15 protein-coding genes are annotated in these 13,515 nt (G+C 34.5%); 2 read left to right on the top strand and 13 right to left on the bottom strand.

What is annotated here, in order from left to right; genetic code table 11:
* Positions 1-124 precede the first annotated feature (124 nt).
* Together greA and QMO11_RS03360 are read left to right on the top strand one after the other, a co-directional pair.
* Complete coding sequence (gene greA / locus QMO11_RS03355; RefSeq protein ID WP_075603383.1) at positions 125-598, top strand: transcription elongation factor GreA; 474 nt, start codon at positions 125-127, stop codon at positions 596-598.
* A gap of 12 nt (positions 599-610) precedes the next feature.
* Positions 611-1,003, top strand: a complete 393-nt coding sequence (locus QMO11_RS03360) for an HIT family protein (RefSeq protein ID WP_282036035.1) — start codon at positions 611-613, stop codon at positions 1,001-1,003.
* Between the two features lie 79 nt (positions 1,004-1,082).
* Here the strand turns inward: QMO11_RS03360 and ruvC are convergent, their stop codons facing one another.
* The 13 genes from ruvC to QMO11_RS03425 all read right to left on the bottom strand — a co-directional run bounded on the left by ruvC (position 1,083) and on the right by QMO11_RS03425 (position 13,474).
* Complete coding sequence (gene ruvC, locus QMO11_RS03365) at positions 1,083-1,637, bottom strand: crossover junction endodeoxyribonuclease RuvC (protein ID WP_075603381.1); 555 nt, start codon at positions 1,635-1,637, stop codon at positions 1,083-1,085.
* Positions 1,638-1,937 carry a DUF4286 family protein gene (locus QMO11_RS03370; RefSeq protein WP_075603380.1) on the bottom strand — a complete coding sequence of 100 codons (300 nt, stop codon included), beginning with the start codon at positions 1,935-1,937 and terminating at the stop codon, positions 1,638-1,640.
* A gap of 70 nt (positions 1,938-2,007) precedes the next feature.
* Complete coding sequence (gene serS / locus QMO11_RS03375) at positions 2,008-3,285, bottom strand: serine--tRNA ligase (RefSeq protein ID WP_282036036.1); 1,278 nt, start codon at positions 3,283-3,285, stop codon at positions 2,008-2,010.
* 189 nt (positions 3,286-3,474) lie between these two features.
* On the bottom strand, positions 3,475-3,738 hold the full coding sequence (gene rpmA, locus QMO11_RS03380) for a 50S ribosomal protein L27 (protein ID WP_075603378.1): 264 nt from the start codon (positions 3,736-3,738) through the stop codon (positions 3,475-3,477).
* Between the two features lie 18 nt (positions 3,739-3,756).
* Entirely contained in the window at positions 3,757-4,071 is a 315-nt protein-coding gene (gene rplU / locus QMO11_RS03385) for a 50S ribosomal protein L21 (RefSeq protein ID WP_075603377.1), read from the bottom strand.
* A gap of 163 nt (positions 4,072-4,234) precedes the next feature.
* Positions 4,235-4,870 (bottom strand): hypothetical protein, encoded by a 636-nt coding sequence (locus QMO11_RS03390; protein WP_075603376.1) that lies wholly within the window; start codon positions 4,868-4,870, stop codon positions 4,235-4,237.
* Between the two features lie 116 nt (positions 4,871-4,986).
* On the bottom strand, positions 4,987-6,018 hold the full coding sequence (locus QMO11_RS03395) for a DUF4097 family beta strand repeat-containing protein (RefSeq protein WP_282036037.1): 1,032 nt from the start codon (positions 6,016-6,018) through the stop codon (positions 4,987-4,989).
* A gap of 91 nt (positions 6,019-6,109) precedes the next feature.
* Entirely contained in the window at positions 6,110-7,432 is a 1,323-nt protein-coding gene (locus tag QMO11_RS03400) for a NupC/NupG family nucleoside CNT transporter (protein WP_282036038.1), read from the bottom strand.
* Between the two features lie 154 nt (positions 7,433-7,586).
* Positions 7,587-8,180, bottom strand: a complete 594-nt coding sequence (locus QMO11_RS03405) for a bifunctional nuclease family protein (RefSeq protein WP_075603374.1) — start codon at positions 8,178-8,180, stop codon at positions 7,587-7,589.
* A gap of 148 nt (positions 8,181-8,328) precedes the next feature.
* A complete protein-coding gene (gene porQ, locus QMO11_RS03410) occupies positions 8,329-9,330 on the bottom strand; it encodes a type IX secretion system protein PorQ (protein ID WP_282036039.1) in 1,002 nt (333 codons plus the stop codon).
* Between the two features lie 62 nt (positions 9,331-9,392).
* Positions 9,393-9,884: a YkgJ family cysteine cluster protein gene (locus QMO11_RS03415; RefSeq protein ID WP_245820799.1), complete on the bottom strand. Its 492-nt coding sequence runs from the start codon at positions 9,882-9,884 to the stop codon at positions 9,393-9,395.
* On the bottom strand, positions 9,874-10,767 hold the full coding sequence (locus QMO11_RS03420; RefSeq protein WP_282036040.1) for a DMT family transporter: 894 nt from the start codon (positions 10,765-10,767) through the stop codon (positions 9,874-9,876). The genes QMO11_RS03415 and QMO11_RS03420 overlap by 11 nt, the downstream gene beginning before the upstream one ends.
* Positions 10,768-10,909: 142 nt before the next feature.
* Positions 10,910-13,474, bottom strand: a complete 2,565-nt coding sequence (locus QMO11_RS03425; RefSeq protein WP_282036041.1) for a glycoside hydrolase family 2 TIM barrel-domain containing protein — start codon at positions 13,472-13,474, stop codon at positions 10,910-10,912.
* Positions 13,475-13,515 lie beyond the last annotated feature (41 nt).

Here is a 13,515-nt window from a genome sequence, read left to right on the forward strand (position 1 = left end):
GATATTTTTAAATTCATCTCAGAATTTATATATTTGCAACAAAGAGTTTCGGGAGACCGGGATTCTTTTATTTTTTTATATCAATCAAGTTTACAAACAGATAACAATAATAGGAGGAATAAATATGTCGAATATTAGCTATATCACTGAGGAGGGATTAAAAAAGCTAAAAGCAGAGTTGAAGCAATTAGAATCAGTTGAGCGTCCTAGTATTTCTCGTCAAATAGCTGAAGCCAGAGATAAAGGTGATTTATCAGAGAATGCCGAATACGATGCAGCAAAAGAAGCACAAGGTTTATTAGAAATGAAAATTTCTAAAATGAAAAATATATTAGCAAACTCGCGTGTACTTGACGAATCTAAAATTGATACATCAACAGTGCAGTTATTAAATAAGGTAAAACTTAAAAACCTTAAGAATAACGCCACTATGACTTATACTTTAGTACCAGAAAGCGAAGCTAATCTTAAGGAAGGAAAAATCTCTATTTCTACACCAATAGCAAAAGGTTTATTGGGTAAAAAAGTAGGAGAGCAGGCTGAAATTAAGGTTCCTTCAGGAATAATGACTTTTGAAGTTGTTGATATTTCACTTTAAAAACAAGGCACTATGTCTTCCATTTTTTCAAAAATAGTTGAAGGTGAAATCCCAAGCTATAAAATTGCTGAGGATGACCATTTTTTTGCATTTTTAGATATTAATCCGCTTCATGAAGGACACACTTTAGTGATTCCGAAACAAGAAACAGATTATATATTTGATTTAGAAGATGATCTATTAAAGGGTTTAACTGTATTCGCAAAAAAAATTGCTTTAGCTATTGACAAAGCAATTCCTTCGCAACGCGTTGGGATGGTAGTACTTGGATTAGAAGTACCGCATGCTCACATTCATTTAATTCCTCTGCAAAGTGAGGGTACGGTTAACTTTTCCAATCCTAAACTTAAATTCTCGCCTGAAGAATTTGAGGCAACAGCTAATAAAATAAAGGAACAACTTTAACTATCTATTAGTTAAACCACATAAAATACAAAAAGGAGCTCTAGGGCTCCTTTTGTTATTTCTATATATTGGAATAAATTTATTTCTTAACCCTCGTTGGATTTTTACTCATAAACTCTTTCCAACTATTCACCTTCTTTTCTGGCTTAAGTGACTGATTTTGGAAGTAATGACAAAGTGCAGCAGCTAAACCATCAGTAGCATCCAAATACTTTGGTTCTGATTCTATTTTCAGATATTTATTCAGAAAGTTTGCCACCTGCTCCTTACTCGATCGACCATTACCAGTAATGGCCATCTTAATTTTTAGTGGAGCATATTCAAAAACTGGTAAATCACGAGATAAAGCAGCTGCCATGGCTACTCCTTGTGCCCTGCCCAGCTTAAGCATGGATTGAACATTTTTACCAAAAAAAGGAGCCTCAATAGCTAATTCATCAGGTAGATAAGTATCACACAAACGAACCACTGTATCAAAAATCTTCTTCAGTTTTATATAGTGATTATCGTACTTCTTAAGCTCAACAACCCCCATGGATACAACAGAAGGTTTATTATCAACAATCTTTAGAATGCCGTAACCCATAACAGTAGTTCCTGGGTCAATACCTAATATAATGCGCTCTTTACGCAATTAAATTTCTTTTAATATAGAACTAAAGAAAAGAGCATCGGAGCCGAATTCTGATGCCATTTGCCCTAATACAACAGGTGATTGCTTATTTAAAACTTCCAAATCAGTTGGAGTTGCAACTCGCCATTGAACAGACAATGTACGCCCTTCTTGTTGATCAGCACTAAGTACCTCGAAGGTTTTGACCTCAGCACCTGGCAATAAATTTTTAAGCAATGGCATATAAGTGCCCTTTTGCCATGCGTGCCACTTTTCGAACGCAGCAACTGTTACAACAAATGTAGTATTGAATACAAACATAAACTTAAATTGATAATAAAAGGAACCCTAAAAAGTTCCTTCTATCTTATTTTATATACCCAAAATGGGACTAATTAATAATATCAAAGCCTGTATAAGGCACTAAAACCTCAGGTATTTTAATACCATCAGCTGTTTGGTTATTCTCAAGAATAGCCGCTAAAATACGCGGTACAGCTAAAGCACTTCCATTTAATGTATGTGCTAGCTCCGGCTTTTTCATATCCTTACCCTTGTAACGACACTTTAATCGGTTAGCTTGGTAATTCTCGAAGTTAGAAACAGAACTTACCTCTAACCAGCGCTCCTGAGCTGCCGAAAACACCTCAAAATCAAACGTTAAAGCAGATGTGAAACTAATATCTCCACCACACAAACGTAATAAACGATAAGGTAAACCCAATTTATTTACTAAGTTCTCAACATGTGCAACCATTCCATCCAAAGCCTCATAAGACTTCTCAGGATGTGAAATTTGTACAATCTCAACTTTATCAAACTGATGTAAACGATTTAAACCACGAACGTGAGCTCCCCAAGAACCAGCTTCACGACGGAAACAAGGCGTATAAGCCATAGTTTTCAGAGGAAGATCTTCTTCTTTTACAACCTCATCACGATAAATATTGGTTACCGGAACTTCTGCCGTAGGAATAAGGTATAAATTATCTGCGGTTGCATGATACATCATCCCCTCTTTATCTGGTAACTGACCTGTACCAAAACCAGAAGCTTCATTTACTAGGATAGGAGGTAACACCTCATTATATCCGGCTTTTTGTCCTTCATCCAAAAAGAAGTTGATTAAAGCACGCTGCAAACGAGCACCTTTACCTTTGTACACAGGAAATCCTGCTCCAGCAATTTTAGTACCCAACTCAAAATCGATAATATCGTACTTCTTAATCAATTCCCAATGCGGCAATTTGCCTTCTCCTAATTCAGGAATATTTGCATCACATGTTTTCTCAACCTGATTGTCCTCATCGCTATTTCCCTCTGGAACTGTTGGATGTGGAATATTAGGCAATTTAACAAGCTCAGCATCTAAGTGAGTATTGATTTCGTTTAACTTAGTATTTAATGATTTAATATTCTCTTTAAGCTCAGCAGTTTTACTTTTAGCAGCATTAGCCTCTTCGGCCTTTCCTTGCTTAAAAAGCATTCCTATTTCTTTCGACAAGGAGTTCATCTCTGACTGTTGCTGATCAACTTCTGATTGAGTAGATTTTCGATTATTATCTAACTCAATAATGTTTTCTACCACTGCGGCAGCATCGAAACGTTTTACCTTTAAACGCTCAATAACCGTTTCCCTGTTTTCTTGAATGAATTTTAGCGTAAGCATTATAGATGATATTCTATAAACCGATTTATGTACCTTAATAACTGATGGTTATAAATCAATTTTGTTATTAATTATTTCTTTATCTCTCAGCAAGATACAAACAAAAATGTCTGTATAAAAAAAGTCTCCTGAATTTGCTACGAAAGTAACAAAAACAAGAGACTCTTAAAATCTTTCTAAATCTTTTTACTATTCAGCAGCTAAAGGCTCAACTGAAACGTAAGATTTATTGTTTCTTTTTTTGCGGAAAGTAACAGTTCCATCAACTAAAGCAAAGATAGTGTGGTCTTTTCCCATACCTACACCTTCACCTGGGTGATGTTGTGTTCCTCTCTGACGAATAATGATGTTTCCAGCTTTAGCAGATTGACCACCAAAAATCTTTACACCAAGACGCTTACTTTCTGACTCACGTCCATTCTTCGAACTACCGACTCCTTTTTTATGTGCCATCTTATTCTAATTTTTTAATTATCCAACTAAAATGTCTTCAATCTGAATTTGAGAAAACTGTTGACGGTGACCGTTTTTCTTTTTATAACCTTTTCTTCTTTTCTTTTTGAAAACGATTACTTTATCACCTTTAACATGTGCAAGTACCTTTGCAGTTACTTTAGCTCCTTCTACAACTGGGGCACCAACTTGAACATTACCTTCGTTGTCAATAAGCATTACTTTGTCAAACTCTACAGCAGCTCCTTCTTCATGAGCTAAACGGTGTACAAAAATTTTGCGGTCTTTTTCAACCTTAAACTGTTGTCCTGCAATTTCTACGATCGCGTACATACAATTAAACTTTTAAAATTACATCCTGGAGGCGGGCTTAAATACTCATTATCAACCACTTTATCTTGCCCCTCAAGAACATTGGAGTGCAAAAGTAGATATTTATTTTATTACCACCAAAATTTTATTTCATAATTGCATGAAGCTCAGCATAATTTGCGCCCTATATTTCAATAATTGGATGATTTTCGCGCACAAAATAACCATCGTTTAATAAATCGAAACCTGATTTTTGAAAAAACGCGTACAATTTAAACTGTGCACTTTCTTCATCAAATTGTGCATCGTTGTATTGCATTTGCTTTGTAAAATCATCCATTTCATCAACCAATATCCGCATTACTTTTAACTGAAAAGGAACTGCCTGCACAAAGAACGCTGAACACATTGGGCCAAAACGGTGAATGATATCGCCAATAATAGTTTTACCTAAGCCCTTACCTCTAAAACTTGGCAAAAGCTCAATACTTTCAATTAAACAAATATCAGTTTTAAAATCAGACGAGGAGCAATTTATAGTTAAGGGTGCATCAAAATCATCAAGCGGAATGCAAAGTACATTACTGGCTAAATTCTTCGTAGACGAATATGCGTTAAATATATTCTGAAAATAATATCTATTCTTCCTCGCTTGTGTTAGCAGTATAATTTTAAGAAAAACCCGCCCGACTTGTAACGTTGTTCCTGATAAGGAATTTACATAAATTTGTGCCTCAATACAATTGATGTATTTTTTAGGCGAATCATCACTTAAATCACTATTAATATGGTAAGTTATTGAATAATCGAATGCGCTCATTTACTATTTTTATTTAGTTAATAAATTGCTTGTGTTGCCATTCGAGCATTTGAATATACAAAAAAACTGCCAATCACATAAAAGCAATTGACAGTTTACAAATCATAAATAATATTTTAATTATAGCTCTGACTTCCTGAACTACTCACACCTTTTATTTGTATTGGTCCATTTTCAGAAACCAATTTCTTACGTGAACTTATACCTTTAGCATTTAACGAACCCGAAGATGCTGATAAATTGAATGACAGCTCACTAACCGGATTATTTAATTGCATTTTTATACTTCCTGATGAAGAATGGAAAGATGAATTTCCTGTTAAAGAAATCGAAGATCCTGATTGAGACCCACTTGACGAATTAATATTTAAAGCACCTGTTACGTTAGACATTTTTATGCTACCAGAACTCACTCCTGCTGTAACATCGCCTAATACGTTTTCAATATGGATTGAGCCCGATGAAGCTTTTGCTTTAAGACCATTATTTACATTCTTAATATACTGGCTTCCTGATGAACACGTACTAACTGTTTGACCATTTACATCATCAATTCTGATTGAGCCAGATGAACAAGTTGTATTTAAAGTCCCTCCTATCTTACTAAAACTTTGACTTCCTGATGACGATTTACCAACTACATTACCCGATATATTGGATATTTTTAAACTACCTGAGCTAGCTGTGCACTTCAGATTACTATCTATATTATCCGCCTTCACACTTCCAGAGCTGGCTGATAATTCTACTGTACTCTGACCAATGTTTGAAACATTAACACTTCCTGATGAATTATCTACTGTTACATTAGTGTTTTTAGGTACTTTTAATTCTATTAAACCATTAAATGAACCTCTTACTGATTTAGGTCTTTCAAGCCAAATTTCAAGTGTAGAGCCACTCTCTTTATACTTGAACTTTATATCATCACGGTTTTTATTACTTTTTAGTTCTCCTCTTAGGAATACGGTACTTCCGCCTTGGCCTAGCACATCAACTTTACAAAAAGATCCTTTTACAACAACGGATGAGATATTATTAAAATCTTTCTCAATTTGATCTATAACAACCTTTTGGGCATTAATTGGTAGGCAGGCCTGTATCAAAAACAGACTAATAATTACAGCATTTAATTTAATCTTATTCATAGCAAATAGTTTTATTTCTAATTGTAGGACGCCTACCCTTTCGGATAAGTTACACTAATAATAAAACTATTGTATGATCAACAATCAAACATTAGCCTATAATAATACCAACTATTGTTGCTGATAATAACGACGCAAGTGTGCCAGCTAATAGAGCACGCATACCAAGCTGAGTTAGTAAAATTCTTTTACCGGGTGCTAATGCGCCTATTCCTCCAATTTGAATACCGATTGAAGCAAAATTGGCAAACCCGCAAAGAATATATGTAGCCATATAAATTGATTTGGCCTCAAAAAAAGCTCCAGCTTCTTTGAGCTCACTTAAACTTACATAACCTAAAAACTCAGTCATAATAATTTTCTCACCCAAAACTCTTCCTACCAAACTAATATCTTCAGAGCATACGCCCAATAGCCAAATTATAGGTGAAAATAATTGACCTAATATATATTGCAAACTTAGTTCAGTATATTGGCCACCTGTACTATCGGCAATTATTGCATTTAAGCCAGTAAAACTGCCCACTTTTAAAAACATATAATTTGCAAATGCAATGAAGGAAATAAATACCAAAAGCATTGCACCAACATTTACAGCTAACCTAAGCCCTTCGCCAGTTCCGTTACTTATAGCATCCAAAACATTTTTGCCAACCTTTTCTTTACTTACTTCAACTTCATTTTTTATAGGTTCAGTCTGTGGTACAAGTATCTTAGATATTACAATAACTCCAGGTGCAGCCATTATAGAAGCGGTTAAAAGATGTTTTGCATACATCAACTCTTGAGCAGGATCTCCACCTCCCAATATTTTAATGTAAACCGCCAATACTCCTCCTGCTAAAGTAGCCATTCCTCCTGCCATCACAAGCATTATTTCGGAACGGTTCATTTTATCAAGATAGTTCTTAATCATCAAAGGAGATTCTGTTTGACCTAAGAATATATTACCTGCCACAGATAAGCTTTCTGCACCAGATAGTTTCATAAACTTAGACATCAGCCAAGCTAATACATAAACTACTTTTTGAATAATTCCGAAGTAAAAAAGGACACTAGTTAAAGCAGAAAAGAAAATTATTGTTGGTAAAATTATAAAGGCAAAATTCATTAATGGCGATTCTATTTCGCCTGATGAAAAGCTTTTAAACAAAAAGGCACTTCCTGCTTCTGTAAAATTTAAAATCTTTACAAATCCCTTACTCACAAACTCGAAGAAATCTTGAACAAACTCAATATTGAGTATTGAAATTGCAAGTACAACCTGAATTAGCAATCCTACTAAAACAGATTTCCATGCTATTGCTTTTTTATTTTCGCTAAAAAGATAAGAAATAGCGATTAGTACAAACATACCAATTAGTCCGCGATATAGCGAATGAATAGAAAACCCATTGGGCTCATTTAAAATCATATTACTGCTTATGTCTGGATAATAAGAATAATCCAACCATTGAAAATAGGAGTTTCTTCATCCAAATTAATTTATAAGATATTTTGTAGACCTCTTCGAATACTAATTTTATAAATAGAAAATTAATATAAGATATAAATGATCACTTTAGCAATTACTCTTCGCGCTTCTTAATTTCGGCGCTAATTTCAGATGCCTTCTCGTAATCTTCTTTGGCAATGGCTTCTTGCAATGATTTTTTCAATTCATCTACAGATTGATTACCATATTTATCATTTGAAGTAGAACTCGCGCTTTCTGACACATCAACTTTCGTACCAGATTCTTTACTTTCTTCCAAAACTATACCTGCTGTTTCAATAATTGAATCAAAAGTATAAATAGGACAATTAAATCTTAATGAAAGTGCAACAGCATCTGATGTACGTGAATCAATACGTATTTCTTCTCCATCCTTAATACAAACCAATTCTGAGTAAAAAATACCTTCCTCGAGCTTATAAATTATCACCTCAGTAATTTCTACTTTAAAAGCTTTGGAGAAATTTAAAAATAAATCGTGTGTTAAAGGGCGTGGAGGCTCAAGTCCTTCTAACTTAATTGCAATAGATTGTGCTTCTACACCACCTATAATAATAGGAATTCTTCTTTCGCCTTCTTCCTCTGCTAAAACTAATGCATAGGCACCAGACTGCGTTTGACTATATGATAAACCTAGTATATTAAGTTTAATTTTTTTATTATTCATTTAGTATGCTTAGATGTATGACGAGATTATAATCACAAGACAAATACTGTGCTATAATCCATTAAAAACAAATATAGTTAAAATGTTTTTTTTAACGACGCTTTTTTGGCAATCGTAACATTCTAATAATTTGAAATAATTTTAACAACTAAAAACTAGATAAGTTTGTTGAGATGGAGAAATGGTTTGATGTGCCTCCTAAATGATATCGAGCAGAGCCATAAGCTACATGAAATTTATAAGCCTTGAACCCAAAGCCCCATGAAAAGCCTGCTGTCGACATTTTTTCAGAGTAACCCAATTCTTTTCTTCGTTTATGGTTGTATCCAAAATCAACGTGAAAATTTTTTGTTGGTAAAAATTCTACCCCAAATACCATATGACGTAATAGATTATCGCCAAAACTAATGTCGTCAATTACATAGTTGTCGTCTTCATTTTCAATATCTGTATCCCAAACTAATAAATTTTGAGCTGTTATTGAAAAACGAAATGGAGCATGCTTCAACTTTTTTGAAATACCAATTTGAAAGTCAGTGGGTAATTCTTCGTATGTATCGTCATATGATGTAATCTGGGAGCCTAAGTTTTTAATAGTTGCACCAAAAGAAAAACCTGATTCTGCTTTAAAATAAGCGATTCCAAAATCAGTAGCTATTCCGAACGATTGATAGGTATCCATTTTTGAGTAGATGGGCTTTATAGCCATACCCATAGAAAAGTTTGGAGAAAACTGTCGGGAATATGCAATGTTAAAACTATACTCTGCAGCCGAGAATGTACCTAATATATTTCCAACATCATCGGCTCTATCAAACTCGCCATAATTCATATTCATAATGCCGATACTAAAGGTACCCACATTCTTAAACTCCTTACCAAAACCTACATAACCATATTGCGTATCTCCAACATAAGGCACAAAATTAAACACCAAACTATTATCCATTGAAGCATGTAATAATGCAGGATTATGGTAAGCCATATTTAAATCAGTACTATCTTTTAAAGAGATATTATTTCCACCTAAAGCACCTACTTTAGCTGAGCTAGTAAGATTTAAGAAATCGTACGTACTACTGCCGCCTTTTTGAGCTCTTATTACAAGAGAACAACATGCTATTAATATGACTATTATGGATTTCTTCATATACTTCCCAAAAACTAGAACGCACTAATATTAAATTTAGTGCATAAATACACAAAATTACACTACGAATACGTATCCTTTAATGTTTCAACAACTTCGTTAACAGCCGGACATACAAAAGTGTTTTTATAAGTAAGATTTAAAATCTGATAAAACCTTTTTCTATCCGTATGGGGATATTCTTTACAGGCGCGCGGACGAGCCTCGTAAATCATGCAATAATTATCTGGCATTAAAAACGGGCACGGTGTTTCCTTAAATACATAATCATTATCCTCATCCTGAATAAAGTACTGATCCATAACCTCTGGTCTTTTCATTTTGAGGTGACGTGCTATTTTATCAATATCTCTATCTATAATTATTGGACTTATTGATTTGCAACAATTGGCACACTCTAGACAATCTATTTTCTCAAAAGCATCAACATGCGCATCATGAGTAACAGCATCCAAATCCTTTGGCTTTTTTTTCCTCAATCGAGTTAAGAAGGCTTTATTTTCCTTGGCCTTATTCAGGCTCATTTCTTTATATCGTTCTAAATCAAGCTTCACTTTTTGTAAATTTAATTTGAGAAATAAATAGTCCGCATATTACAATGGTAATCCCAATTATCTTTTGCATATCAATAACATCTCCTCGAATTAGCCAAGCAAAAAATGCTGTAAAAACAGGTATCAGATTTATAAACATATTTGTTTTTGTAACACCCAGTTTTTTGATAGCCTTAGTAAAAAAGATAAATGCAATTGAAGAGGCAAAAATAGCTAACTGCACAATGGCTAAAACAGAAGAGGAAGATATACTAGCTTCGAATAAAGTTTTTACATCGAGAATCAAAAAAAGCGGCAAAAACATAAAAATTCCGATAAAACTCTGACATGCAATTATAGTAACTGGAGGGTAAACGTTGGCCAATTTCTTTAAAGTAACCGCATAACCTATAGTAGAAAAAACGGCCAGAAACATCAGTAGTATTCCAACCAATGAGGCTGCTAGCTCAAAGCCATTCTCAAAAATCATTATCCCAACTCCGAAGAATGAAATAATTAAGCCGCCAATAGTTAAAGGAGAAATTCTTTCTTTATACAAAAGCCACCCAAATATTGGAGTAATTAATGGGATTGTTGAAATAATAACAGCTGCCAATGTGCTCGATACCAACTTCAGACCAAAGCTCTCGCCCATAAAATATAGGAATGGTTCGAAAAAAGCTAAGCTTACAAAAACCTTATAATGCTTACGCTGAATAGGAACCCACCTTTTACTCACTTTTAAAAAGGCAATTAGCACAAAAGCGCTTATTATAAGACGAAAAAAAATGGTACTAATTGGATTAAAGGACTCGTATGCAACTTTTGACCATACAAACGAGAACGCCCAACAAACCATTGTTATTAAAACATATAGATATGTTCGGATACTTTCTTTTGACATTGCGTTATTTAAGGCCACAAAAGTAAATAATTCTCGAACAATCTATATGTCACTTATAAAAATAAATAATTATCAATTATCCCTATCTAACTTATTAAGCTGAGATCGGTTAAAATTGAAGAACTCAGCTTAATGCATAGTTTTATTCCTTAACAATTACTTCTAGCATTTTATTCTGTGCTAAACCAGTTTTTGCTTTGGCTGAAACTTTAATGGTTGAGGGTATATTGGTGGCTTGTAGCATTAATAAACATCTTCCAAATTCGGTTTGTACTGTCATACCTTTAAAACTAGCTAATTTCTTAGTATTTCCACAGTCTGTCCCTAAAAAACGATATTCCCCATTAATTTCAAAAGTAATTTCTGTATCTACATTTTTAACTTCCCTACCCTTTTTATCAATAAGTTGAGCAACTACATGAACAACATCGGTATTATTAGGAAGGATTGATTTTCTATCAGGAGTTAAGCGAATGGCTGCAGGTTCGCCAACAGTCTCAAGAGAGGTAGAAGTTTTTTTACCGTCTTTTGTTCCCTTGGCTACAATTTTGCCATCTTTATAATTAACTGCCCATTTGTAGGTATAATCATCCTGATCTTTCAGATACTGTTTTCCTAAGGATTTACCATTCTGGAACAACTCAACTTCAGGACAATTTGAATAAACTTCAACAATTGCAAATTCTCCATCATTATAATTCCAATGAGGATTTACATTTTGCCACTCTCTAGGAGCCAATTCCCAATATCCTTCTTTCTTTTCTACAACCTTACCATTCTCCGCAACTTTATAAACCGATTTCTTCTGCGTTTGAGAGTACATACTAATTACCGGAATATCATCGCGCCATAAGGCTTTAAACATGTAATAAGATCCACGAGGAAAACCAGCAATATCAAGTGGCCCCTGCGGTGTTACCTTGTCAGGCCAATGCTTTACTCTACGTTCGCCCATGTAATCCACTCCAGTCCATAGAAATAATCCTGAAATAAAATCTCTATCCTTCACTGCTTTCCATTCATAATAACGAGGTACATTTTCTGTTCCCATCATTACCTTATCGGGATACGTTTTTTTGAAATAATCATATTTATGAGGCTTATAACTAAAACCTACAATATCTAGCACATCGGTATATCCTGTTTCGAAACTAGAAGTAGGTAAAATACAATTGGCTGTAACCGGACGTGTAGTATCTAATTCTCGTGTCCACTTAGCTAATTTAGCTGCGGTTGTACCCATATCAAATGTTTGCTCAGGAAAGTTCTTCCAGTATTCGCGCACTTGCTCAGGCGAATGTGGAGGTATTTCGGTGCGCCAATTGGTCCAATCCATTTTGTTGTCCTTATCTTCCTCTTTAAAAATACCTGTTGCACCTCGGTTACCAGCATAAGTCCATTCAATTTCATTACCAATACTCCACTGAAAAATACTAGGATGATTACGACTTGCCAACATCACATTTTTTAAATCCGTTTCAGCCCACAATTGAAAGTGCTCAGAATGTCCACGAGTAATATAATCTACAACCTTATCTTGCATATTGAATCGCTTATCCTTAGGCAAATCCCACTCATCGTAAAATTCATTTTGCACCAAAAATCCCATTTCATCGCATAGATCTAAAAACTCGTCTGAGGCTGGGTTATGTGCACTCCTAATTGCATTACATCCTCCATCTTTCAATAATTGAAGTCTTCGGCGCCAAACATCCTTCGGCACAGCTGTACCAACAATTCCGGCATCGTGGTGTAAGCACACTCCTTTAATCTTCATATTTTCTCCATTTAAGAAAAATCCCTTGTCCTTATCAAAATGGAAAGTACGTATTCCGAAAGTAGTATTTCGAGTTTCAAGAACTCTGTTATTTAGCAGAATTCGAGATTTAGCCATATATAAGTTAGGCGTTTGAATGCCCCATAACTGCGGATTTTTAATATCGAAATTTTGCTCAAAAGTCACTTTATCATTCGCATTTACTGAAACAGGAGTCTCAACCGTACTTACTTTTTGGCCCTTCGGATCGTAAATATCAGTTATTAGAAGAGCTTCTTCTTTAATGCTATAATCATTGGCTATCTCTATTTTTAAATTAGCCACCGCAAGTTCATCGCTTACTTTTGGAGTGGTGATAAATGTTCCCCAGACAGGAATATGCAATTTATCAACAGTCAACAACTGTACATTTCGGTATATACCAGACCCTGTATACCATCTAGAATCGGCATATCTACTGTGATCAACACGAACAGAAATTCGATTTTCTTGTCCTTCGGGAGCTAGCAAATCTGTTAAATCATAATAAATTGGGGCATAGCCATAAGGATGATCGCCAATACGCATCCCGTTTAACCAAAATTCGGCATTGTTATAAACACCATCAAAAATGATATAGCATTTCTGATCATTACTAATTGGGGTATTAAAAACCTTACTATACCAACCAATTCCACCTGGCAAATAGGCTGTACAACCTTCTAGTTCTTTTGAAAAATCATAAGCAATACTCCAATCATGAGGCAAATCGAGCTTTTGCCAATGTTTGGGGCTGTAGGTAGTTAATGAATAGTTCACAGAATCTGACTCCGTAAAAAACCATCCATTATTAAAATTTTCTAGATTTGCTTTTTGCGCTGAACACAAAAAACTGAAACTTATTAAAAGAGTAACTATACGTAATTTTAATGATAATTTTTTGTTTTGCATTTTTATCAATTTGAGTTCTTATTAGCTATTGCAATTTTATG

Origin of the sequence: Saccharicrinis aurantiacus (genome assembly GCF_947489045.1) — a bacterium.
In the GTDB taxonomy this organism is placed as follows: domain Bacteria; phylum Bacteroidota; class Bacteroidia; order Bacteroidales; family Marinilabiliaceae; genus Saccharicrinis; species Saccharicrinis aurantiacus.